21 protein-coding genes are annotated in these 23,944 nt (G+C 71.7%); 7 read left to right on the top strand and 14 right to left on the bottom strand.

Annotated features, from left to right (window positions below):
- Positions 1 to 327 precede the first annotated feature (327 nt).
- Both RI578_RS02590 and RI578_RS02585 read left to right on the top strand, forming a co-directional pair.
- Complete coding sequence (locus tag RI578_RS02590; protein WP_310869493.1) at positions 328 to 2,718, top strand: phosphoketolase family protein; 2,391 nt, start codon at positions 328 to 330, stop codon at positions 2,716 to 2,718.
- Positions 2,715 to 5,090, top strand: a complete 2,376-nt coding sequence (locus RI578_RS02585) for a glycosyl hydrolase family 65 protein (RefSeq protein ID WP_310869492.1) — start codon at positions 2,715 to 2,717, stop codon at positions 5,088 to 5,090. The genes RI578_RS02590 and RI578_RS02585 overlap by 4 nt, the downstream gene beginning before the upstream one ends.
- Before the next feature lie 13 nt (positions 5,091 to 5,103).
- On the opposite strand, the gene RI578_RS02580 is transcribed toward RI578_RS02585, so the two are convergent.
- The 9 genes from RI578_RS02580 to RI578_RS02540 all read right to left on the bottom strand — a co-directional run bounded on the left by RI578_RS02580 (position 5,104) and on the right by RI578_RS02540 (position 13,182).
- Entirely contained in the window at positions 5,104 to 5,562 is a 459-nt protein-coding gene (locus tag RI578_RS02580; RefSeq protein ID WP_310869491.1) for a hypothetical protein, read from the bottom strand.
- Positions 5,563 to 5,713: 151 nt separating this feature from the next.
- The gene (locus RI578_RS02575) at positions 5,714 to 6,952 is read right to left on the bottom strand and encodes an arginine deiminase (protein ID WP_310875644.1); all 1,239 of its coding nucleotides are present in this window, start codon (positions 6,950 to 6,952) and stop codon (positions 5,714 to 5,716) included.
- A gap of 89 nt (positions 6,953 to 7,041) precedes the next feature.
- Positions 7,042 to 8,496: a basic amino acid/polyamine antiporter gene (locus tag RI578_RS02570; protein ID WP_310869490.1), complete on the bottom strand. Its 1,455-nt coding sequence runs from the start codon at positions 8,494 to 8,496 to the stop codon at positions 7,042 to 7,044.
- Positions 8,497 to 8,595: 99 nt separating this feature from the next.
- Entirely contained in the window at positions 8,596 to 9,459 is an 864-nt protein-coding gene (locus RI578_RS02565; protein ID WP_310869489.1) for a DMT family transporter, read from the bottom strand.
- Positions 9,460 to 9,552: 93 nt separating this feature from the next.
- Entirely contained in the window at positions 9,553 to 10,326 is a 774-nt protein-coding gene (locus tag RI578_RS02560; RefSeq protein WP_310869488.1) for a hypothetical protein, read from the bottom strand.
- A 266-nt stretch (positions 10,327 to 10,592) separates the two neighbouring features.
- Positions 10,593 to 10,931 (bottom strand): SCO0607 family lipoprotein, encoded by a 339-nt coding sequence (locus RI578_RS02555; protein WP_399059320.1) that lies wholly within the window; start codon positions 10,929 to 10,931, stop codon positions 10,593 to 10,595.
- A gap of 91 nt (positions 10,932 to 11,022) precedes the next feature.
- Positions 11,023 to 11,967 carry a hypothetical protein gene (locus RI578_RS02550; RefSeq protein ID WP_310869487.1) on the bottom strand — a complete coding sequence of 315 codons (945 nt, stop codon included), beginning with the start codon at positions 11,965 to 11,967 and terminating at the stop codon, positions 11,023 to 11,025.
- Positions 11,968 to 11,989: 22 nt separating this feature from the next.
- Positions 11,990 to 12,565, bottom strand: a complete 576-nt coding sequence (locus RI578_RS02545; protein ID WP_310869486.1) for a DUF488 domain-containing protein — start codon at positions 12,563 to 12,565, stop codon at positions 11,990 to 11,992.
- 125 nt (positions 12,566 to 12,690) lie between these two features.
- The gene (locus RI578_RS02540; protein ID WP_310869485.1) at positions 12,691 to 13,182 is read right to left on the bottom strand and encodes an FBP domain-containing protein; all 492 of its coding nucleotides are present in this window, start codon (positions 13,180 to 13,182) and stop codon (positions 12,691 to 12,693) included.
- Positions 13,183 to 13,253: 71 nt separating this feature from the next.
- On the opposite strand from RI578_RS02540, the gene RI578_RS02535 reads away from it, so the two are divergent.
- Entirely contained in the window at positions 13,254 to 13,823 is a 570-nt protein-coding gene (locus tag RI578_RS02535; protein ID WP_310875642.1) for a WHG domain-containing protein, read from the top strand.
- 48 nt (positions 13,824 to 13,871) lie between these two features.
- Complete coding sequence (locus tag RI578_RS02530) at positions 13,872 to 15,047, top strand: GDSL-type esterase/lipase family protein (protein ID WP_310869484.1); 1,176 nt, start codon at positions 13,872 to 13,874, stop codon at positions 15,045 to 15,047.
- 71 nt (positions 15,048 to 15,118) lie between these two features.
- Here the strand turns inward: RI578_RS02530 and RI578_RS02525 are convergent, their stop codons facing one another.
- The 3 genes from RI578_RS02525 to RI578_RS02515 form a co-directional block, all read right to left on the bottom strand.
- Entirely contained in the window at positions 15,119 to 15,817 is a 699-nt protein-coding gene (locus tag RI578_RS02525; protein WP_310869483.1) for a type 1 glutamine amidotransferase, read from the bottom strand.
- 263 nt (positions 15,818 to 16,080) lie between these two features.
- Positions 16,081 to 17,706 (bottom strand): amidohydrolase, encoded by a 1,626-nt coding sequence (locus tag RI578_RS02520; protein ID WP_310869482.1) that lies wholly within the window; start codon positions 17,704 to 17,706, stop codon positions 16,081 to 16,083.
- Between the two features lie 2 nt (positions 17,707 to 17,708).
- The gene (locus RI578_RS02515) at positions 17,709 to 18,371 is read right to left on the bottom strand and encodes a TetR family transcriptional regulator C-terminal domain-containing protein (protein ID WP_310869481.1); all 663 of its coding nucleotides are present in this window, start codon (positions 18,369 to 18,371) and stop codon (positions 17,709 to 17,711) included.
- Between the two features lie 69 nt (positions 18,372 to 18,440).
- On the opposite strand from RI578_RS02515, the gene RI578_RS02510 reads away from it, so the two are divergent.
- On the top strand, positions 18,441 to 19,898 hold the full coding sequence (locus RI578_RS02510; RefSeq protein ID WP_310869480.1) for a cytosine permease: 1,458 nt from the start codon (positions 18,441 to 18,443) through the stop codon (positions 19,896 to 19,898).
- A 20-nt stretch (positions 19,899 to 19,918) separates the two neighbouring features.
- Complete coding sequence (locus RI578_RS02505; protein WP_310869479.1) at positions 19,919 to 20,659, top strand: class I SAM-dependent methyltransferase; 741 nt, start codon at positions 19,919 to 19,921, stop codon at positions 20,657 to 20,659.
- A gap of 60 nt (positions 20,660 to 20,719) precedes the next feature.
- Here RI578_RS02505 and RI578_RS02500 read toward each other — a convergent pair whose 3' ends face one another.
- Positions 20,720 to 21,841, bottom strand: a complete 1,122-nt coding sequence (locus tag RI578_RS02500; RefSeq protein WP_310869478.1) for a peptidoglycan bridge formation glycyltransferase FemA/FemB family protein — start codon at positions 21,839 to 21,841, stop codon at positions 20,720 to 20,722.
- A 231-nt stretch (positions 21,842 to 22,072) separates the two neighbouring features.
- Between RI578_RS02500 and RI578_RS02495 the strand changes: the two genes are divergently transcribed.
- The gene (locus tag RI578_RS02495) at positions 22,073 to 23,074 is read left to right on the top strand and encodes a Ku protein (protein ID WP_310869477.1); all 1,002 of its coding nucleotides are present in this window, start codon (positions 22,073 to 22,075) and stop codon (positions 23,072 to 23,074) included.
- Between the two features lie 8 nt (positions 23,075 to 23,082).
- Here the strand turns inward: RI578_RS02495 and RI578_RS02490 are convergent, their stop codons facing one another.
- Positions 23,083 to 23,928 (bottom strand): RNA polymerase sigma factor SigF, encoded by an 846-nt coding sequence (locus tag RI578_RS02490; RefSeq protein WP_310869476.1) that lies wholly within the window; start codon positions 23,926 to 23,928, stop codon positions 23,083 to 23,085.
- Positions 23,929 to 23,944: the final 16 nt, after the last annotated feature.

The following is a 23,944-nucleotide window of genomic DNA, read 5'->3' as shown; positions in this document are numbered from 1 at the left end:
CGTAACAGAGATACCCAGGGGGGTATTGGGGAGTACGGGGCCGACGGAAGCGTGGGCTCCGTCCGCGCGAAGCAACTCCTGCGTGCGGAAGAGAAGTTGGGGTACACGGTGCGTCAGCACGGTCGGCACCGGGGTCGGCGCCGGTGACGGCCGTGCTGCTCGTGTCACCCACCGCCCCCGGTACGGGGGGTCCGGCCTCCGTTCGGGAACCGACGTGACCCGAACGGCCCTGTCGGGTACCCGGCCGGTCCGCGCGGGGTTGGGATGTGCACGGGACACCCGTGCCCACCCGGCCCGACCGCTGTCCCGACACGGAAAGGACCCCCGATGTCCGCCGACACGCAGCAGGCGCCCTCCGGGCTCACGGACGAGGAGCTCGCCGGTCTGGACGCCCACTGGCGCGCCGCGAACTACCTCTCCGTCGGCCAGATCTATCTGATGGCCAATCCCCTGCTGACCGAGCCACTGCGCCCCGAGCACGTCAAGCCCCGGCTGCTCGGCCACTGGGGCACCTCACCCGGTCTCAACCTGGTCCACACCCATCTCAACCGGGTGATCAAGGCCCGGGACCTCGACGCCCTGTGTGTCTGGGGCCCTGGCCACGGCGGGCCCGCCGTCCTGGCCAACTCGTGGCTGGAGGGCTCGTACACCGAGACCTACCCGGACATCACCCGGGACGCGAGCGGAATGGGCCGGCTGTTCAAGCAGTTCTCGTTCCCCGGCGGCGTGCCGAGCCATGTCGCACCCGAGACGCCGGGCTCGATCCACGAGGGCGGCGAGCTCGGCTACTCGCTCTCGCACGCCTACGGCGCCGCCTTCGACCACCCCGGCCTGGTGGTCGCCTGCGTGATCGGCGACGGCGAGGCGGAGACCGGCCCGCTGGCGACGTCCTGGCACTCCAACAAGTTCCTCGACCCGGTCAACGACGGCGCCGTCCTGCCGATCCTGCACCTCAACGGCTACAAGATCGCCAACCCGACGGTGCTCGCCCGCCTCCCCGAGGCCGAACTCGACGAACTCCTGCGCGGCTACGGCCACGACCCGATCCACGTCACCGGCGACGAACCGGCCGCCGTCCACCGCACGATGGCCCACGCCATGGACACCGCCCTGGACCGCATCGCCGCCATCCAGCGCGCCGCGCACGAGGACGGCGCCGGCGACCGCCCCCGCTGGCCGGTGATCGTACTGCGCACCCCCAAGGGCTGGACCGGCCCGGCCGAGGTCGACGGCCTGCCCGTGGAGAACACCTGGCGCGCCCACCAGGTGCCCCTGTCCGCCGTACGGACCAACCCGGAGCACCTCGCGCAGCTGGAGCAGTGGCTGCGCTCCTACCGGCCCGAGGAGCTGTTCGACGACGCCGGGGCACCACGGCCCGCGGTCCTCGCCACCGTCCCGCGGGGGACACGCCGACTGGGCGCCACCCCCTTCGCCAACGGCGGACTCCTGCTGCGCGAGCTGCCCCTGCCGCCACTGGAGAAGTACGCCGTCCCCGTCGACGAACCCGGCGCGAGCGCGCACGAACCCACCCGGGTCCTGGGCGACCTGCTGGCGGACGTCATGGCCGCCACCGCCGACCGGCGCGACTTCCGCCTCGTCGGCCCCGACGAGACCGCCTCCAACCGCCTCCAGGCCGTCTACGCCGCCAGCGGCAAGACATGGCAGGAACGGACGCTGCCCGTCGACGAGGACCTCGACCGGCACGGCCGCGTGATGGAGATCCTCTCCGAACACACCTGCCAGGGCTGGCTGGAGGGCTACCTCCTCACCGGCCGGCACGGACTCTTCTCCTGCTACGAGGCCTTCGTCCACATCGTCGACTCCATGGTCAATCAGCACGTCAAATGGCTGCGCGTGACCCGCCGCCTGCCCTGGCGCGCCCCCATCGCCTCCCTCAACTACCTGCTCACCTCCCATGTATGGCGCCAGGACCACAACGGCTTCTCCCACCAGGACCCCGGCTTCGTCGACCACATCATCAACAAGAGCCCCGAGGCCGTGCGGGTCTACCTGCCGCCGGACGCCAACACCCTGCTCTCCGTCGCCGACCACGCCCTGCGCAGCCGCGACTACGTCAACGTGATCGTCGCCGGCAAGCAGCCCTGCTTCGACTGGCTGTCCATGGAACAGGCGAAGGTGCACTGCGCCCGGGGCGCCGGCATCTGGGACTGGGCCGGCACCGAGGACGGCAGCCGCGACCCCGACGTGGTGCTCGCCTGCGCGGGCGACGTCCCGACCCAGGAGGTACTGGCGGCCGCCCAGCTGATCCGCCGCCACCTGCCCGACCTCGCCGTACGGGTGGTCAACGTCGTCGACATCGCCCGGCTGCTGCCCAGCGGGGAACACCCGCACGGCATGAGCGACTTCGAGTACGACGGCCTGTTCACCGCCGACAAGCCGGTCATCTTCGCCTACCACGGCTACCCCTGGCTGATCCACCGGCTCGCCTACCGGCGCACCGGCCACGCACATCTGCACGTGCGCGGCTACAAGGAGATCGGGACCACCACCACACCCTTCGACATGGTCGTCGGCAACGACATGGACCGCTACCGCCTGGTCATGGACGTCATCGACCGCGTACCCGGCCTCGCCGTGCGCGCGGCGGCCGTACGGCAGCGCATGGAGGACGCCAGGCTGCGCCACCACGACTGGATCCGCGAACACGGAGTGGACCTGCCCGAGGTCGCCGACTGGTCCTGGGCGGGCTCGCGGTGACGGCGACGCCCACTACCTGGGACTACGACCACTACGACCCCGCCGAGGAGCGGCTGCGCGAGTCGTTGTGCACGCTCGGCAACGGCTACTTCGCCACCCGGGGCGCGCTGCCCGAGTGCGTCGCGGACGACGTGCACTACCCGGGCACCTACGTGGCCGGTTGTTACAACCGGCTCACCTCCGGGGTCGCCGGACGCGACGTGGAGAACGAGGACATGGTCAACCTCCCGAACTGGCTGCCCCTGCGCTTCCGGGTCGCCGGAGGGGACTGGCTCACGCCGGACACCGCCGACGTACTCGACCACCGCCAGACCGTGCATCTGGACTCGGGCGTGCTGGAGCGCCGCACCCACTTCGCGCTCGGCGGGGGACGTGTGCTGTCCGTGCGCCAGCTGCGCCTGGTGCACATGGCCGATCCCCACCTCGCCGCGATGCGCACGGAGTTCACGGTCGACGCGGGCACGGCGGACCTCGACGTGGAGGCGGCCCTCGACGGCGGCGTCACCAACTCCGGGGTGCCGCGCTACCGGGACCTGGAGGGCCGCCACCTGACCCACGTGCACACCGGCAGCGCCGACGACGGCACGGTCTGGCTGCGCTGCCGCACCCGCACCTCGGACATCCGGGTCGGCCTGGCGGCCCGCACGACGGCCGCCGCGCCGGTCACACCGGCACGGGAGCACCTGCGGGTCACCCAGCGCACGACCCTGCGGGCGACACCGGGCCGCACCGTCACCGTCGACAAGGTCGTGGCCCTGCACACCTCACGCGACCCGGCGATCAGCGACCCGCTGCAGGCCGCCGTCGACCGGGTGGCCGACGCCCCCGGCTTCGACGAACTGCTGGTGTCGCACCGGACGGCCTGGGGCCAGCTGTGGCGCCGCGCCGAACTCGAGGTACCCGGCGAGGCGGGCAGCATCCTGCGCCTGCACCTCTTCCACGTACTGCAGACCCTCTCCCCGCACACCGCCGACCTCGACGTGGGCGTACCGGCCCGCGGACTGCACGGGGAGGCCTACCGGGGACATGTCTTCTGGGACGAGCTGTTCGTCCTGCCCTACCTCAACCTGCACTTCCCCGAGGTGTCCCGGGCCCTGCTCCACTACCGGCACCGCCGCCTGGAACGGGCCCGCGCCGCGGCCCGCGCGATCGGCAGGCGCGGCGCGCTCTACCCGTGGCAGAGCGGCAGCGACGGACGCGAGGAGACCCAGCAGCTCCACCTCAACCCGCACTCGGGCCGCTGGCTGCCGGACCACTCGCACCTCCAGCACCATGTGGGGTCGGCGATCGCGTACAACGTGTGGCAGTACTGCGAGGCGAGCGGCGACGAGGAGTTCCTGCACACCAAGGGTGCCGAGATGCTGCTGCAGATCGCGCGCTTCTGGGCGGACTCCGCCACCTGGGACGAGCACCTGGGAAGGCACCGCATCAGGGGCGTCGTCGGCCCCGACGAGTACCACGAGGCCTACCCCGGCGCCGTGCGTCCGGGCCTCGACGACAACGCGTACACCAACGTCACCGCCGCCTGGGTCCTGTCCCGCACCCTGGAGGTCCTGGCGGACCTGCCCGAGCCCCGCCGCCGGGAACTCGTCGAGCGCACCGCCCTGCACGACGGCGAACTGGAACAGTGGGAGGACGTCTCCCGCACCCTCCACGTGCCCTTCCACGAGGGCGTCGTCAGCCAGTTCGACGGGTACGGCGACCTCGCCGAACTCGACTGGGAGGGCCTGCGCGAGCGCTACGGCGACATCCGGCGCCTCGACCGCGTCCTGGAGGCCGAGGACGACAGCGTCAACAACTACCAGGCGTCCAAGCAGGCCGACGTACTGATGCTGGGCTACCTCTTCTCACCGGCCGAACTCCGCTCGCTCTTCGAGCGGCTGGGGTACCGCCTGGACGAGGCGACCTGGCAGCGCACCGTCGACTACTACCTCGCCCGCACCAGCCACGGCTCCACCCTCAGCGGGCTCGTCCACGGCTGGATCCTGGCCCGGGCCCGCCGCGCCGAGGCCTGGACGTTCTGCCAGGAGGCCCTCAAGGGCGACGTCGCCGACCTCCAGGGCGGCACCACCGGCGAGGGCATCCACCTCGGCGCCATGGCCGGCACCCTCGACCTGGTCCAGCGCGGCCTGACCGGACTGGAGACCCGTGCGGGCGCCCTGTGGCTGGACCCGGTGCCGCTGCCGGAGCTGTCGTCGTACGGGTTCTCCATCCGCTACCAGGGTCACTGGGGGGTACGGCTCCGGCTGGAGCACGGCAGCCTGGAGATCGCCGTGCCGGCCTCCGGCAGCCTGCCGTTCGACGTCCGGCTGCCGGACCGCGCGGTGCGCCTCCAGCCGGGCGACACCTGCCGCCTCGCGCTCCCGGACTGACCGCTCCGTCCCGTCAGGCCCACAGGGAGTAGGTCACGACGCGGGGTGCTCCGTCCGGCCTGCCGTCGGTGTAGGTCAGCGTCATCCGCGTGTAGTGCCGCTCGCCCGGGTCCTTCTCCCAGGCCCGCGGCTGGTCGAGCCGGACGGTGACGGGATACGAGTGGAAGGTGCCCGCGGCGCAGTACGGGTCGCAGTCGTTGATGGCGTTGCTGCCCCGGCCCACCGCGGCGTTCGCGTCCCACCGGAACCAGTGCAGCGACACCAGGCGACTGTTGCCGTCACCGCAGGCCAGCAGGAACGCCTCGGGCCGCACCTCCGGCCGCCAGGAGCAGTCGACCAGCACGGGGTCCCGCGTCTGCTGTGACGATGTCGCCCGTTCCGCCGACGGTGCGGCGGAGGCCGTGCCCAGGGGTACTGCGAGCGCGGCGGCGGCACAGAGCGTGACCGCTGCCCTCATCGGGTTCCTGCCCATGTCTGCTCCCGGCCGTCTCGGGGTCGCCTGTCTCCGCTCTCCGTCTCCCCGTACCGACCGTACGGCCGTGTCCGGAAACCCACCACTCGTACGGAGCAACGCGGGCCGGGAGGCGCGGTGATGTGCGGTGGCGTGCCCGCGGGACTCGCGCTCAGAAGTCGACGGGGTCCCGTACCAACGGGCACGTCATGCAGTGCCCCCCGCCGCGGCCCCGGCCCAGTTCCGCGCCCACGATGGTGACGACCTCGACGCGGGCCTCGCGCAGCAGGGCGTTGGTGAGGGTGTTGCGGTCATAGGTGAACACCACGCCGGGTTCCACGGCGACGGCGTTGTTGCCGCTGTCCCACTGCTGGCGTTCGGAGGCGTAGGCGTCGCCGCCCGTCTCCACCACCCGCAGCGAGGACAGCCCGAGCGCCTTGGCGACTACGTCCACGAAGGGGGTGGTGCCCTCGTCGATGATGTCGAAGCCGGGCGCGCGGTCTCCGGGACGCAGGGAGAAGGTGTGCACCCCGTCCATGATCCGGGGGTAGAGGGTGACCACGTCCCGGTCGGCGAAGGTGAACACCGTGTCCAGGTGCATGGCGGACCGCAGCTTCGGCATCCCGGCGACCACGACGTGCCGTGCGGCGCCGTTGCGGAACAGCGCGGCGGCCACCTGGGTGATGGCCTGACGCGAGGTGCGCTCGCTCATGCCCATGAGGACGACGCCGTTGCCCACCGGCATGATGTCGCCGCCCTCGAAAGTGGCCTCGCCCCAGTCGAGTTCGGGGTCGCCCCACCACACCGTCGAGCCCCTGAAGTCGGGGTGGAAGGTGTAGATCGCCTTCATCAGCAGCGTCTCGTCGTGCCGCGCCGGCCAGTACAGCGGGTTGAGGGTGAGCCCGCCGTACAGCCAGCAGGTCGTGTCGCGGGTGTACAGCGTGTTGGGCAGGGGCGGCATCAGGTACTCGCGCGCGCCGGTGGATTCGCGGGCCAGTGTGAGGTGGGGGGTGCGGAAGTCCTCGGGCAGGTCGCCGGTGGCGAGCCCGCCGACGAGGTACTCGGCCAGTTCCCTGGGCGACAGGGTCTCCAGGTAGGCGCGGGTCGCGTCGATGAGGCCGATGCCGACCTGGTTGGCGGTGATCTTCCGGTCCAGGAGCCATGTCCTCGCCTCCGGGATCGCCATGATCTGCGCCAGCAGGTCGTGCAGCTCCACCACCTCCACCCCGCGCCGGCGCAGCTCGCCGACGAACGCGGCATGGTCGCGCTGGGCGTTCTCCACCCACATCACGTCGTCGAAGAGCAGGTCGTCGGAGTTGGTCGGGGTGAGCCGCCGGTGCGCCAGGCCGGGGGAGCACACCAGGACCTTGCGCAGCCTGCCGACCTCGGAGTGGACGCCGAGCGCGGGCATCGCGGCGCTCTCGTTGCTGTTCACACGGCCTCCTTGAAGGATGCGGGACGAGGCGGGGGGGAGGGGGGAAACGACGGGGACGCGGCGGCTCACAGGCTGATCCATCCGGCCGCCAGGGCCACGATGCCGAGCACCGCGCCGACCACGGACACGGCCAGCACGACGAGTTCCCCGGGCGAGAACAGCCGTCGGCCCTGTTCGCGGCGGGCCATCACGAACAGGGCGGTCGCCGGGGCGTAGAGGATGAAGGAGACCAGCACGAACTTCAGACCGGCCGCGTACAGCAGGAACGCGGTGTACAGCGTGGCGACGACACCGACGACGAACTCGCGCCGGGAGGTACGGCCGCCCGCCGTGAGCGGGTCGGCACGGGCACCGATCCGCACCGCGAACCCCGCCGCCAGCAGATACGGGATCAGTGAGAGCGCGCTGGTCAGGTTGAGCGCGAAGTTGAAGGCGTCGTCCGAGAAACTGGTGGCGATCAGCACCACCTGGGTGAGCAGCGAGGTCATCAGCAGCGCCGGCACGGGCACGTCGACGGCGTTGGCCCGGCGCAGGAAGCGCGGCATGTCGTCGTCCTTGGCCGCGACGAAGAGCACCTCCGCCGCCATCAGCGTCCACGCCAGATAGGCGCCCAGCACCGACACGATCAGGCCGACGCTGATGAACACCCGGCCCCAGGTGCCGACGGCCTCCTCCAGGATGCCCGCCATGGACGGCTGACGCAGTTCGGCGATCTCGGCCATCGGCATGATGCCGTACGACACGATGGTCACCGACGCGAAGACGGCGAACACGCTGAGGAAGCCGAGCACCGTCGCCCTGCCCACGTCCGACCGGCGCTTGGCGTGCCGGGAGTAGACGCTGGCGCCCTCCACGCCGAGGAAGACGAAGACGGTGGCCAGCATGGTGCCGCGCACCTGCGAGAAGAGGGAACCGGCGTAGTCCGCGCCGCCGAAGTTGTCGGCGAACACGCTCGGCCTGAAGTACACCAGGGCGAGGACGACGAAGATCACGATGGGTACGAGCTTGGCCACCGTGACGACCTTGTTGATGGCGGTCGCTTCCTTCACACCGCGCCGGATCATCCAGAAGAACGCCCACAGCCCGATCGAGGACAGGACGACCGCGAGAGCGGTGTCCCCGTCGCCGAGGCCCGGCCAGATCGAGCCGATGGTCGACATGATGAGGACCCAGTACGTCACGTTGCCGACGCAGGTGCTGGCCCAGTAGCCGAAGGCGGCGAAGAAGCCCAGGTACTCACCGAAGCCGGCCTTGGCGTACGCGTACACACCGGCGTCCAGGTCGGGTCTGCGTACGGCGAGCGACTGGAAGACGAAGGCCAGCATCAGCATGCCGGTGCCGGCGATGGCCCAGGCGATCAGCGCCCCCGCGACGCCGGTCTCCTCGGCGAACCGCCCCGGCAGCGAGAACACCCCGGCGCCCACCATCGAGCCGACGACCATGGCCGTCAGGGTGAACAGCGGCAGCTTGGCGGCCGGCGGGGACTCCCCGTCGGTGTCGGAAGCAGCGGCCTGTGACATGCCGTCCCTCTGGGTCGCCGAGCGATTGCGACCACTGTGCATCACATGGTGGCTCCGGGCATCTTGTTCACCTCCGCCACCCGGCTCCGCACGGCGCGCTCATCGCCCGGTGCGCAGGTCGATGCCGCGCCGGGCGAGGGTGAGTACACCCATGACGATCAGGGCGACGCCGAGCAACTGGGGCACGATCCACCAGCCGGCGCGCACGTCCTCCTGGTAGAGGACGATGCCGAGCAGGAGGCTCACCGCGGCGTCCCCCAGAGTGAGGGCGGGCTGGGAGGCGACGAGGGGGCCGCCCTGCATGGCGTGCTCCAGCAGGAGCACGGCACCCACACCGGCCGCGGCGAAGCCGTACGTCTGCCACGTGGTCAGGAAGCCGACCAGGCCGTCGGTGTCCAGGACGCGCATGGAGTCCTTCATGAGAGCGGCCGTCAGGGCGTAGCACACCGCGGTGGCCGCACCGAGACAACCGGCACGGGCCTTGCCGACGGGGCGCTTCAGACCGGCCGTGGTCAGCAGTACGGCCGCCACGGCGCAGGCCACCAGCGCGGGCACCCACCGATCCAGGGGCACGTCGGCCTCGCCGCCGTCGGGCGCGGCCGACGCCAGCGCGACACCGAGCCCGACGACGACACCGCCGACGGCGAGCCACATGACGTGACTCATGTGGCGGCCGGTCATCAGCGAGGCCAGCAGCAGGGCCAGGGGAAGCTCCAGCACGAACAACGGCTGTACGAGTGACAGCGGCCCCGTCGCCAGAGCCACCGCCTGCGCCACACCGGCGACGACGACGGCCAGCATGCCGCCGATCCAGACCGGCCGCCGCAACAGGTCGAGCACCAGCCCCGGGCGGAAGCCCTGGGTCTGCGGCACACTCAGCGCGGCACGCCGCTGGAGCACGGTGGCCAGCGCGTTGCTGAACGCGGCGAGGAGTGCGAAGAGCACCGGCAGTACAACACCCATCCACCGATCCTCACCCCGTATCCCCCCGACCGCGCGCCGCGCCACGACGGGGGAGGACGGTGCGACCGTGTGCGGTGCCGGGCGCGAGCGCCGTCAGTTGTCGCTCTGCGGGGCCGGCTTCTCCGTTCCCGCGTCCTGCGTCTCCTGCTTCTGCTTCGCCTCCGGCGTCTCGGTGGCGGTGTAGTAGACCGAGGTGCCCTGCTTGGAACGCTGGGCCTGGTTCTTGGCGACGAGTCCCTCGAGGGTGGTGCGGACGACCGTGGTCTTGATGGTGCGTCCGGAGTTGGCCTGACCGAGCGCCGTGGTGACCTCGGCGGCGGAGCGCGGCTCACTCTGTTCGACGAGGTGGTTGCGCACCAGCTCGACCAGCGTGGGCCGGTCGGCGACCGGCGTCGACGCCTTCTTCGCCGCCGGCTTCTTGGCGGCCTTGGTGGACGACTTGGCGGTCGGCTTGGCGGTCGACTTGGTGGCAGGCGCCGCGTCGGTCTTCGAGGCCGGCTTGGCACCCGGCTTCGGGGCGGCGGCGCGCTTGGGAGCGGTGGCGGCCTTCCTGCTCCGCGTGCGCTTTCCGGCGGCCGACTCCGTGGCGGCACTGTCCCGGGGAGCGGGGACGGCGGCCGTGTCGGTCGCGGCGGCGGGCTCCGTGGCGCTCGCGGGCTGGGCCGACGGGGAGGTGATGCCGAGCGCCTGCTGCATGTTCACCAGCAGGGCGTGGTCGTGCTGCAGTGCGGCCAGCTGCTGCTGCAGAGCGGTGATCTCCGCGCTGATGCGCTCCTGCTCCTTGATGTTGCGCTCCAGGTCGTCGGTCACCTGGACGCTGTACTGCGATGCCAGTTGGGTGGCGGCCTGCATCGTGCTCTCGGACATGGTGTTGACTCTCCTCGATTCGCGGCCGTGAAGGCTCGTGAGGAACGGCGGGACATCAGGCGCGGGACATGGGGACCATGTCCGATCGGCGCCCGGCAGCGGAGAACTGGAGACTGCCACCGGCTGTGCTGACACACAGATAGTACGGACGGACAGCGCCTGTTGTTCCCCTGTTTGCTGCCGGGCCGGTATACCACGTATGGCCGCCAACGTGGTATGTGCCGCGAGTTACTCGCGCACATGTTCGGAGCGCCGACACCTGGTACTCACTCGCCGCCGGGCACCTCGACGATGTTTCCGTCCTTGTCGACGGTGTGAGTCTGCCAGTAGGTGTCCCACTCGTCGCCGACGTGCTCGGGGACCTTGCCCTCGGGGTAACGGGTGTAACCCTCGGGCGGCTCCTCGTCGTTGGGAACGCAGGCACTGCCGGTGCTGCCGATGGTCATGACCGGGTACTCGCCGCCGCCGCAGGTCGCCTCCTGCATGGAGCAGCCGGTCAGGATCGTGGCGACGGTCACGCAGACCAGGGCGAACCCCGGGGCGGACCGCGTCGCGCGGTTGACGCGCGGGGGCGACGGGCGGTGAACTCGGCCGGTGGTGCGCACGGTTGGCTCCCTCTGGGTGGCTGGTACGGCAAGCCTCCCCCGGCGGGGGGAAACACCTCATGAGTACGAGTACTCAATCGGGAGGGCCGTACTACCTGACACGGCCGGCCAAACGGTCGACCTCGCGCGCGGTCTCATGTGCCTCCCGCTCGGCCCGGGAGAGCGCGTCGGCGGCCGTACGCCTCCGCTCGTCGGCATCGCGCCGCTCCCGCTCGGCCCGGTCGAGTTCCTCGTGTGCCTGCCTCAGTCGTTGCTCCGCGGCGGACACCTCCTCGCGTGCCCGCTCGTGTTCCTCGTCGGTCCGCCGCAGGGACGCCTCGGCGTCGGCCTCTTCCGCGCGTCTGTCACTCAGCTGTCGCGCGGCGTCCTCCGCGGCCTGTTCGGCCCGGGCGAGTTCCTCCTGCCGTTTGCGGCGCCGCTCGGCGAGTTCGTCCCGCGCCCGGCCCGCGGACGCGCGCCGACGGGTGTCCGGCCGGGGTCGCTCGCGCGGTGCGGGTTCGGCCGACGCGATGTCCGAGGGGAACTCCGACGGCGGGGTGAGGGCGACCTCCAGGCGTCCGCCTGCCCACTGCCCGGCCGCGTCCGGGTCCGCGAGGACCGCGCGCAGGGTCGACTCGACCTCCCGCTGCGCCGCTTGCGACAGTTGGTGTCCGGCCTCGCGGGAGAGCTGGGCGGCCTGCCGGGACAGGGCGGAGACGATGTGCCGACGCTGCGCGGAGAGTTCCTTGAGGCCGGTCGCGTCCAGGGTGCGGTGTGCCTCGCGCAGCGCCTGCCCCAGCTCCAGGAACCGCCGGCTCTCCTCCGGTCGGGAGCGCCTCAGCAGGTTCGCCGCCCAGGCCGCCAGCGTGGGCCGACGGGCGGTGTGGATGCGGCGGGCGTCCTCCTTACGGCCGGCCGTTCTGGCGGCCGCGGCGTGTTCCTCACGACGGGCGACGAATTCGGACGGCGGCGTCGCGTAGAGCTCGTCGAGTACCGCCTCGACCGGCTCGACGTCGTGATCGCCGGTCTCCCGCCGGCGCCCGCCCTTGCGCTGCATGTCCGCTGCCTCCGCCTCGCCGCTACGACCGTCCCGACCTCGACGCGGCCGACTTCGCCGCCGCCGCCTCCTCGTCGTCGTAGACGAGGAGGCCGTCCGTCCGCAGTCGAGCGCCGGGGGTGGGGGAGTGGGCCGTCAGGCGGCCGTCGTGCATGAGGTGGTCCACGGGCGTGCCGCGGGCCAGGACGGCGAAGTCGGCGATGAGGCGCCGGTGGCACCGCCACCACACCGCTTCGCCGCACATGACCGCGGTGCGTTCCCGCGCCGCCTGCTCCAGCAGCTCGTCCATGGCGGTGACGAACTCCGGCGTGCGGGTGTGTCCGGCGTACCCGCGGAACGAGGTGTTGCGCCAGATGACGTCGGGCGAGTCCGGCACCGGCTTGCGGAAGCCGCCCAGGCGCTGCTCCCACCGATAGGCGAGGCCCTCCTCGGGCATCCACCCGGCGAGCCGGTCCCGCAGCAGGTCGGGGTCGCGGCGGCTGCCGGGCGCCGTCCTGACGTCGACCACGGCGGCGACGTCGGCACCACGCAGCAGTTCGGCCAGCGCGGAGCGGCCCGCGGTGCCGTGCCCGAACGTGACCAGGTGGGGCTGGGACATGTCGTCGGGGTCCCCTCGCTGCCTGCGCTCATGCCTCCTGTGTACGGTCACGCGGCCCGCCGGCAGCCGCCCAGCGCACCGCCCTTGATCATTACCGGATCATAGGAGGTGTCGCGGAACGCCCCTCATGCGATCACCTTGTCGACGAATGCCGCGAGGTTCGCCACGGTCCGCCGGATCTTCTCCTCCTGCGTGATCGTCTCGTGCAGTCGCGCGCCGGCGCCCGCCTCCCGCTTGCCCCGCACATACAGCGAACAGGCCAGGTCGCTGCATATGTAGGCGCCCACCGAGTTGCCCTGCTGCCCGGCCCTGCCCGCCTTCGGCGCGACCATCAGGGAGACGCCGCCGGAGTGGGTGGTCAGGCACATCGAGCACATGCTGCGGCGTGCCTGCCCGGAGGCGGCGCCGGAGGAGCGCAGCGCGAGTGCCGTCGGACGACCGCCCAGTTCGGTCACCAGGTAGGCGCGGTCCGGCGCCTGGGGATCCCGCCACCCGAAGTAGTCCAGGTCGTCCCACGGGCGGTCGGCCAGGTCGTGGGGTATGGACAGGCGCTTGGCCGCGCCCTTGGTGCAGTTCACGAAGGCGGCACGGATCTCTTTGTCGGTCAACGGGTTCATACCCATGAGGCTAAGTTGCCTAAAGGCTTTAGGCAACTGCATAATGAGTTCAGGCCGACGGAAGGATGACTATGGTGCGGGTGGGGCTGACCACGGAACGCCTGGTCCGGGCGGGCGCGGAACTGGCCGACGAGGTCGGCTTCGACCAGGTGACGGTCTCCGCGCTGGCCAGACACTTCGACGTCAAGGTCGCGAGTCTGTACTCGCACGTGAGGAACTCCCAGGACCTCAAGACCCGGATCGCCCTGCTGGCCCTCGCCGAACTCGCCGACCGGGGCGCCACGGCGCTGGCCGGGCGGGCCGGCAAGGACGCCCTCGCCGCCTTCGCGAACGTCTATCGCGACTACGCCCGGGAACACCCCGGCCGGTACGCCGCGGCCCAGCTGCGGCTCGACGCGGAGACGGCGGCGGCCAGCGCGGGCGTCCGCCACGCACAGATGACCCGGGCCATCCTGCGCGGCTACGACCTGGCCGAACCCGACCAGACCCACGCCGTCCGACTCCTGGGCAGCGTCTTCCACGGCTACGTCAGTCTGGAGATGGGCGGCGGCTTCAGCCACAGCGCCCCGGACACCCAGGAGACGTGGACGCGGATCGTGGACGCCCTCGACGCCCTGCTGCGCAACTGGCCCGCGGCGTGAACCAACCCCGCCCCCGCGGCCGAACACACCCCCACAGCCGGAGACGACATGCACACCACGGACGACTGGATCACCACGCCGATCACCATGGACCTCCTGCGTGGTGCCCTCGACCTCGAGCGCACCGAGCACGGCCTGCTGCCGCACCGGCTGCCCGCCCGGGCCCGCGCCCGGAACACCGACGGACAGCTGGCCATGGCCGAGTCCCAGCCCTCCGGCGTACGCCTGGCCCTGCGCACCCGGGCCACCGCCCTCGAACTGGACACCCTGCCCACCAAGCGGGTCTACGCCGGCGTCCCGCCGCGCCCGGACGGCGTGTACGACCTGCTCGTCGACGGCCGCCCGGCGGGCCGGGGCAGTGTCGCGGGTGGCAACCTCCTGACCATCGACATGACCACCGGCACGACGGGCGTCGAACCCGGTCCCGTCGGCACCCTCCGCTTCGCGGGCCTGCCCGAGGGCGCCAAGGACATCGAGATCTGGCTGCCGCACAACGAGACCACCGAACTCGTCGCCCTGCGCACGAACGCCCCCGTCGAGCCCGCCCCGGACCCGGGCCGAAGGATCTGGCTGCACCACGGCAGCTCGATCAGCCACGGCTCCGACGCCGCGAGCCCCACCACCACCTGGCCCGCGCTCGCGGCCTCCCTCGGCGGCGTCGAACTCGTCAACCTGGGCCTGGCGGGCAGCGCCCTGCTCGACCCCTTCACCGCGCAGGCCCTGCGCGACACCCCCGCCGACCTGATCAGCCTCAAGATCGGCATCAACATCGTCAACGCGGACGTCATGCGCCTGCGTGCCTTCGGTCCCGCCGTCCACGGCTTCCTCGACACCGTCCGCGACGGCCACCCCACCACCCCGCTGCTGGTCGTCTCGCCCATCCTGTGCCCCATCCACGAGGACACCCCCGGCCCCAGCGCCCCCGACTTCTCCCATCTCCCCGAGGGGCGACTGCGCTTCACGGCCATGGGCGACCCGGCGGAACGCGCGAGCGGCAAACTGACCCTGAACATGGTCCGGGACGAGCTGGCCCGGGTCGTCGGGCAGCGGGCGGCCGACGACCCGAACCTGCACTACCTCGACGGCCGCGACCTCTACGGCGAAGCCGATTCCGCCGAACTGCCCCTGCCCGACGACCTCCACCCGGACGCGGCCACCCACCGCCGCATCGGCGAACGCTTCGCCAAGCTGGTCTTCACCGACCAGGGCGCCTTCACGGGCTGACCCACAACCCTGCTGTGCCTCCCGGCCTGCTGACCCTTCCGGCCTGCCGGCCCTCCGACGCTCCCGGCCGCTCATGTGCCGACGACCGCGGCGAAGCGCCGGGCGACCTCGCGCCAGACCACTTCGGCCGCGGTCTCGTCGCGTTCCGCCCGGCGGAAGAGTTCCGCCGGGTCCAGGCCCTTGGCCCGAATCCGCTCCGGAGCCCACGACCGGACCCGGTCCGCGCCCGCCTCGGGGTGGAACTGCACCCCCCACGCCCGGTCGCCGACCCGGAACGCCTGGTACGGGCACCGCTCGCTCTCCATCAGCCAGACGGCGCCCGGCGGCAGGGCGGTGACGGCGTCCACATGGTGCTCGACCGCCGTCACCCGCTCCGGCAGACCTCGGAAGAGCGGATCACTCCCGGTCTCCGCCCGCAGGGTGAGCGGCGTGCTGCCGAACTCCGGTTCGCCGTGGTCGGCCCGGACCGTTCCTCCCGCGACATGGGCGAGGAGTTGCCCGCCGAGGCAGATCCCGAACACGGGGACGCCTCGCTCCACCGCCTCGGCGACCAGTGCCCGGGTGGGCGCGAGCCAGGGCGCGCGGACGTCGTCGTCGGGCAGATAGCCGCCGCCGAGCACCATGACGCCCTCGTGCGCCAGGCGCCGGGGGAGCGGCGCACCGGCGTACGCGTGGACCACGTCCAGTGCCGGCCCGTCCGAGGCCAGCCAGTCACCGAACCGGCCCGGCCCGCCGTCCGGACCGTTCTGCACCACCAGCAGCCGCGACATCGCCCACTCCTCGCTTCACACCCCTAGGGGGTGTCGTTTGGATCTTGCAAGGGTCGCGGGGCCTGGCACGCGCATCTGCGGCGTTGTCGTCGGTTGCCAGGGCTCCGCCCTGTCGCCCTCCTCCGCCTTGCAACTGCACGCACCAGACCCCGCTCGGGCCGGTTGCAAGGCACCGTCGTCTGGAGCCGGCCTGATCCAAACGACACCCCCTAGGACACCGTCCCACTGCCCAGGACGGGGAGGGCCGCAACCCTCCGGCCGGATCACAGACTCGCGGCGCGATGCGTCGGGTCGCCGTCGAGTACGGTCAACAGCACCGGCACATCGGCCAGTTCGGTGGCCGGCACGGTGAGCGGGTCGGCGGCGAGGACCGTCAGGTCCGCGCGGTACCCGACGGCGATCCGGCCGGCCTCGTCCTCCTCGCCCGCCGCGTACGCCGCGTTGACGGTCATGCCGCGCAGCGCCTCCAGAGCCGTCAGCGCCTGTTCCGGGCCGTGCGGGTCCCGGCCGAGGTCGCGGGTCGGCCGGCGGTGACGGGCGCCCGCCATGACGCCCAGCGGCGGGTAGGAGGCGATGGGCCAGTCGGAGCCGAGGACCACGACGGCACCGGAGTCGTGCAGGTCGCGGCAGCGCCAGGCCCGCGAGGCGCGCGGCTCGCCCAGCCGGCGGGACCAGTTGTCGGTGTGGTCGGCGCGGGTGAAGTCGCAGCAGTGGGTGGGCTGCATGGACGCCACGACACCGAGCTCGGCGAACCGGCGCAGGGTGTCGTCCGGGACGGTCTCGATGTGCTCGACCCGGTGCCGTACCCCGCGTCCGCCCCCGGCCTGCGCCTTCTCGACGGCATCGAGCACATGACGTACGGCGGCGTCGCCGATCGCGTGGGTGGCCGTGGGTACCCCGGCCCGGTGCAGCTCGCCGATGACCCGGGTGTACTCCTCCGGGTCCGGCCAGAAGGCGTGCCGGGACTCGCCGTGGCAGTCCGGCTGCTCCAGCCAGGCGGTGCCGTTGTCGACCGTCCCGTCCATGAAGATCTTGACGCCGGCGGTCCGCCACAGCCGCCCGCCCGCATCCTGCTGCCCGATGAGCGTGCGCACACCCTCGGCGTCGGTGCCGGGCTGGCACCACGGCGCCACCCGCAGCCGCAGCGGCAGCCGTCCGGCCTGGTCCAGGTCACCGTAGAAGGCGAGGCTGTCGCCGTTCGCGTCCATGACATGACCGCCCGTCAGGCCGGTGGCGGCCATGGCGCGCAGGGCCGCGGCGAGCCGGTCGCGGCGCTCCTCGCGCGTGGGCTGCGGAGCGATCCGCTCCACCAGCTCGCACGCGGCGTCCTCCAGCAGCAGACCGGTCGGCCTGCCGTCCGCGTCGCACACCACCTCCGCCGTGGCCTGGTCGAAGGTGCGCGGCCCGTCCACCCCCGCCAGCTCCAGCGCGCGCCGGCTGGCGAGCATGGAGTGCGCGTCGAAGAGCAGCAACAGCGCGGGCACGCCGTCGAGTACGGCGTCGAAGGGTGCCGTCTCGACGGTGCGGCCGGCGAAGACGTTGGGGTCGAGGCCCCAGGCGTGCAGCCACGCCCCGGGGGCGAGGTCCCGTACCGCGCGGGCCAGCGCCTCGCGCACCTGGCCGACGTCGGTGCAGCCCGACAGGTCGAGACCGTGGGTCAGTTCGGCGCCCGAGACGGGGTGGATGTGCCCGTCCACCAGGCCGGGCGTCACCACGGCGCCCTTGAGGTCGACCACCGTGGTGGAGGCGTCCGCGAGCGCGCGGATGTCCCGGTCGTCACCGAGGGCGGAAATCCGGCCGTCGGCCGCGGCCAGCGCGGTCTGCGGCAGGAACTCCCCGGTGACCGGGTCGAGCAGCCGGGCCGAGAGCAGGATGAGAGAGGTGCGCACGGTCACTCCTTGGGGGCGGGGCGGTTCGGGGTGTCGGAGGTCGCCAGGGTGCCTGCGGGCAGGCCGAGTTCGCGCTCCGCCGTGGTGACGGGCATCAGCCGGACCGCGGGCGGATCGTCAGCGGTGTCGGCGCTGTTGACGAGCATGCCGAGACCGTCGAGGACGACCAGGATCTGGATGGCGGCCACCAGCGGGTCCTCGGTGCGGAACTCGCCCCGCCGCACGCCTTCGCGGATGAGTGCCTCCATCCGGTCGCGCCAGGCGGCCTCCTGGACGGCGACGCGGTCGCGCAGCGTGGGCCGGTAGCGGCTCAGGTGCCGGGCGTTGAGCCAGAGCCGGCTGATGTCGTCGAACGCCGCTCCGGTCGCCCGGGCGAAGAACCGCGCCAGATGCCGCGTCGGCGTCGCACCGGCCAGGTCGGCAGGCAGGAGCGTCTCCAACTCGGCGTCCGCGGCGTCGCCGTAGGCCTCGGCCACCAGGTCCTCCACCGCGGGGAAGTAGTGACTGATCAGCCCCGGGCGGACGTCGAGTTCCTCGGCGATCCGTCTCAGGGTGATGCACTCCAGTCCTTCGGTCAGTGCGACACCGGACGCTGCGGCAACGATTTCCGCACGTCTGGCCGCTGGAGATTTGCGGATTCGCTTGTTCGGGACGCTTGACGGCATGGAATCAATGCTATTGAGTGTGCGACCAACAAGCAAGCAGGTGGGATACCAGCACCCCGGAGGAGCCTCATGGCGTCCACGATCCCCGACCCGCACCCCGGCACCGGCGCCGCGCATCAGGAGGCTCCGCCACCCCAGCCCCCGTCGGAACGGGCGGGCCGCGTCGAGGCCCACGGCATCGACCACATCCCCGACCACGAACGCCACGGCAGCCCGAGGCAGCTCTTCTCCGTCTGGGCGGCGGCCAACGTCACCTATCTCAACCTGGTGACCGGCGGCGCCCTGATCCTCATGGGCCTGACCCTGTGGCAGGCCCTCGCGGTGATCGTGGTGGGCAACCTGTTCTGGCTGCTCACCGGCCTCCTAGCCATATCCGGCCCGGCGGCGGGCGCGCCGAGCGAGGTCGTCACGCGGGCGATGTACGGGGTGCGCGGCAACCGCGTGAACAACGCGGTCGTCGGCTGGCTCATCTCCGTCTGCTACTTCGCCCTCAACCTGGCCGCCGCCGCGACCGCCGCCTTCGCCCTCGTCGAGATGGCCGGCATCACCGCGACCACCGGCGTCAAGGTCGTCGTGGTGATGGTCGTCGCCGCCCTCACCCTGACCATCGGGGTCTACGGCCACGGCATGATCATGAAGCTGTACCTCCCGATCACGCTCACCCTGACGGCCGCCTTCGCCGTCGTCGCGGTCGGCGTCTTCCGGCACACCGACTTCGCGTACCTACCGGCCGAACCGCTCACCGGCACCGACCTGTGGGCGGTCCTGATCGCCGGCGTCACCCTCATCGGATCCGGCCCGCTCTCGTACACCACCAGCGCCGACTTCTCCCGCTACCTGCCCCGCACGACGTCCCCCAAGGCGATCGCCGGCTGGACCGCCCTGGGCGGCTTCCTGCCCGGCGTGCTCGTCTGCTCCCTCGGCGCCCTCGCCGCGACCGCCGTCGACATGACGGACCCGCAGGCCGGTCTGCGGCAGCTCCTGCCCGACTGGTTCGGCCCGGTGCTCCTGCTCGCCCTGGTCCTCGGCACCATCGCCATCAACGCCCTGACCGCCTACAGCGCGGGCCTCGCCCTCCAGGCCGTCGGCATCCGCATCCGCCGCTCGCTCAGCGTGCTCGCCGACGGCACCGCGGCCGTCGCCCTCACCCTGTACGGGCTCCTCGCCTCCGACTTCCTCGACACCGTCAGCAACGTCCTCCAGCTCACCGTCGTCCTCCTCGGCCCCGCCATGGCCGTCTACGCCACGGACATCGTGCTGCGCCGCAACCGCTACGACGGCCGGGCCCTGATGGACGAGACACCCGACAGCGCCTTCTGGTACACCGCCGGTGTCAACCCGGCGGGCGCGCTGGCCCTCGCCGGCGGCGTCACCGTGGCCGCCCTGAGCGTCAACACCCTCTACACCGGGCCCATCGCACGCGCCCTGGGCGGCCTGGACCTCGCCCTGCCGGCGGGCATCGTCGTCGCCTCGCTGCTCTACGCGGTCCTGGCGCGCGGCGGAAAATCACGGGCGCCGGCGGCCTGACGAGCGGTACGGTCCCTCGCATGTCTGATGAGGACGGCTACTTCGGGGAAAGCGTCGCCGCGCACTACGACGAGTCGGCGGCGGACCGGTTCACACCCGAGGCGGTGGATCCCGCCGTCGACCTGCTGACCGAACTGGCGGGCACCGGCCGGGCGCTCGAGTTCGGCGTCGGCACCGGCCGGATCGCGCTGCCCCTGGCGGGGCGCGGAGTCCCGGTGCACGGCATCGACATGTCCCGGGCCATGACCTCCCGGCTGAGTGCCAAGCCGGGCGGCCACGCCGTAGGGGTGACCATCGGCGACTTCGCGACGACCCGGGTACCGGGCACCTTCACGGTCGCCTATCTCGTCTTCAACACCATCAACAACCTGACGACGCAGGACGCCCAGGTCGACTGCTTCCGCAACGCCGCCGACCATCTGGAGCCCGGCGGCTGCTTCGTCATCGAGGTGGGCGTGCCGGAGCTGCGCCGGCTGCCCCCGGGACAGACCGCCGTGCCGTTCCGCATCGGCCCGACCGGGTGGGCGTTCGACACCTACGACACCGCCACCCAGGCGATGAGTTCGAACTACGTCACCCTCGTGGACGGACGCCCCGAGTACGAGTACTACCCCTTCCGGTACGTGTGGCCCTCCGAACTCGACCTGATGGCCCGGCTCGCCGGACTGCGGCTGCGCGACCGGTGGGAGGGGTGGACCCGGAAGCCGTTCACCCACGAGAGCGACGGCCACGTGTCGGTCTGGGAGAAGCCCGCCGACTGACCGGCCGGGTCCGGACCGCTCCGGGCCGGTCTTGTCTGGCCCTGGCCGGTCCGGTACGGCTCAGCGCCGCGCCAGGTACAGGCCCAGGGCCTTGTGCAGCAGCTTGTTGAGCGGGTAGTCCCACTCGCCGAGGTACTCCACGGCCTCACCGCCCGCTCCGATCTTGAACCGCAGCAGTCCCACCAGGTGGTCGTCCTCGTCCAGGGTGTCGGTGATGCCGCGGAAGTCGTAGACGGCCGCGCCGAGTTCATGGGCGTCGCACATCATCCGCCACTGGAGCGCGTTGTTGGGCTGCACCTCGCGCCGGCGGCTCGTGGAAGCGCCGTAGGAGTACCAGACGTGCTCGCCGACGGTCAGCATCGTGGCACCGGCGAGCACCTCCCCGTCGTGGTGGGCGAGGTAGAGGCGCATGCGGTCCGGGTCCTCGGCCGTCAGCGCGGTCCACATGCGCTGGAAGTAGGCGAGGGGGCGCGGGACGAACCGGTCCCGTTCGGCGGTCTCGACGTAGAGCTCGTAGAAGGCCGGGAGGTCCTCCTGGTCGCCCCGGACGACTTTGACGCCGGCCTTCTCGGACTTCTTGATGTTGCGGCGCCACTGCTGGTTGAAGCCGTTCTGGAGCTGCTCCAGTGACCGCCCGGCGAGCGGTACCTGACACACGTAGCGCGGCTGGCCCGCGGCGAAGCCGTCCTCGCCGCCCGACGCGGTCTGCCGCCACCCCGCCCGGCGCAGCCGCTCGGCGACGTCGTCGGCCCCGGGCTCGCGCACGGTGGCCTCCACGTCCCCCAGCCGTCGGGCCCCAGGGTCGGCGATCGCGGCCTTGACCGCCTCGGCACTCCAGCGCCGGGCCACCACGGGCGGTCCCATCCGCACCGAGAAGACGCCCCGCTTCTTCAGGTACGCGAGCATCGGCTCCAGCCACCGCTCCAGATCCGCCGCGCCCCAGTCGATGACCGGGCCCTCGGGCAGATAGGCCAGATACCGCTTCAGCCTCGGCAACGGCCGCAGCAGCACCAGCCCCGCGCCCACGAGGTCGCCGCCCTCGTCGAACCAGCCCAGGCTCTCCGCCCGCCAGTCCGGCTTCACGTCGCCCCACGAGGGCGTCTGCAGATGACTGACGGAAGGCCGGGACGTGACGAAGCGCAGATGCTCCTCGCGGGTGATCGCCTTCAGGTGACAGCTCATGGGTCGGGGCCCCTTTGCTCGACGTTGTCCGTCCTCGTTCGACGGGGGAGCGGCGAGGGCGCGCAGTGTGTTCGCCGTCCCGCACCTCACAGGGAATACCGACTGAGGCCGATGCGCGCGCTGTCACCCGGCTGTTGACCCGTGTGCGCCGTCCGGCGCGCACGATCGCGCACGTGGTGTGAGCGTGGTGGGGTTGGGCGGTGCGGGCACGACGGACGGGAGCGGACGGCCATGGCGCGGGCGATCTGGACAGGTGTCATCACCTTCGGGCTGGTCTCGGTGCCCGTCGGTCTGTTCACGGCGACCCAGGACCACACGGTCCACTTCCACCAGTTGCAGCGCGGCACCTCGGACCGGATCCGCAACCGCCGGGTCAACGAGCGCACCGGCAAGGAGGTCGGCCCCGGTGACATCGTCAAGGGCTACGAGGTCGGCGAGGGCGAGTACGTCGTCGTCGAGCCGGAGGAACTGGACGAGATCGCGCCGGGCCGCTCCCAGACCCTGGAGATCACCGACTTCGTCGACCTCGACCGCATCGCCCCGGTGTACTTCGGCCGCACCTACTACGTCGCCCCGCGCGGCAAGGAGTACCTCAAGGTCTACGAGCTGCTCCGCACCGCCCTCGCCGAGGCCGGCAAGGTCGGCGTCGCCACCTTCGTCATGCGCAACCGGCAGTACCTGACCGCGCTCCGCGCCGAGGACAAGGTCCTGGTGCTCCAGACGCTGCACTGGGCCGACGAGGTCCGCGACCCGGTCGAGGAGCTGCCCGAGCTGCCGGAGGGCCGGGCGGGCCGGGGCAAGGAACTGGACATGGCGATGCGTCTCGTCGACGCCCTCAGCGGCCCCTGGGACCCCGCCCGCTACCACGACTCCTATCAGGAGAAGGTCCGCGAGCTGGTCCGGGCCAAGGCCGAGGGCAAGGAGGTCGCCGTCGCCGAGGAAGCGCCCCGGGCCACCAACGTCGTCGACCTGATGGAGGTCCTGCAGGGCAGCCTGGAGCAGGCGAAGGGCACCGGAGGCAAGAAGCCCTCGGCACAGCGGAAGAAGGCCACCGCACCCTCCCGCAAGGCGTCGCCCAAGCGGGGCGAGCTGCGGGAGCTGAGCAAGGCGGAGCTCTACCAGCGGGCCACCGACCAGGACATCGCCGGACGGTCGAAGATGAGCCGCGAACAGCTCATCGACGCCCTCGCCGGTGCCGGCGGCGGCCGGAAGAAGAAGACGGCCGCCGCCTGAGACGCCACTCAGTGGTTGCTGAGCATGCCTTCCCGCAGACGGGCCAGCAGGCGCGAGATCAGGCGGGAGACGTGCATCTGCGAGACCCCGAGGCGTTCACCGATGTCCTTCTGGGTGAGCTCCTCGACGAACCGCCAGTGGATGATCTGCCGGTCGCGCTCGTTCAGCTCGGCGATCATCGGGGCCAGGGCGTGGAAGTCGTCCACGAGCGCCAGCGCCGCGTCGTCCGCGCCGATGAAGTCGGCCAGCGCCGATTCGCCGTCCTCGCTGCCGTTGATGGCCGCGTCCAGGGAGGCGGAGTTGTAGCCGTTGGCCGCCAGGCGGGCCTCGACGACCTCGTCCTCCGGCAGGCTCATCAGCTCGGACAGTTCCTTGGTGGTGGGGTTGCGGCCCAGACGGCTGCGCAGCTCCTCGGTGGCCCGGGCCAGCTGGACACGGGCCTCCTGGAGCCGCCGGGGCACGTGCACGGCCCAGGAGGTGTCACGGAAGAACCGCTTGATCTCACCGACGATGTACGGCACGGCGAAGGAGGTGAACTCGACCTCACGGGTCAGCTCGAACCGGTCGATGGCCTTGATCAGGCCGATCATGCCGACCTGGACGATGTCCTCCATCTCCTCCGGACCGCGGCTGCGGAACCGGCCGGCCGCGAAGCGGACCAGGGACATGTTCATCTCGATCAGCGTGTTGCGCGCGTACTGGTATTCGGGCGTGCCCTCTTCGAGCACCGTCAGCTGCTTGAAGAACAGCTTCGACAACTCCCGCGCGTCCTTGGGCGCCACCTTGGACGGGTCCGCTACCTCCGGCATGCCCGTGGTGGTGTGCTCGGTGATCTGTGCGGTCGTCGTCGCCATGATGTGCCCTCCCAGT

It is taken from the genome of Streptomyces sp. BB1-1-1 (genome assembly GCF_031597775.1).
Taxonomy (GTDB): domain Bacteria; phylum Actinomycetota; class Actinomycetes; order Streptomycetales; family Streptomycetaceae; genus Streptomyces; species Streptomyces thinghirensis.
Note: the sequence above shows the minus strand (reverse complement) of the source record. Positions and strands in the feature narration are given on the sequence as shown.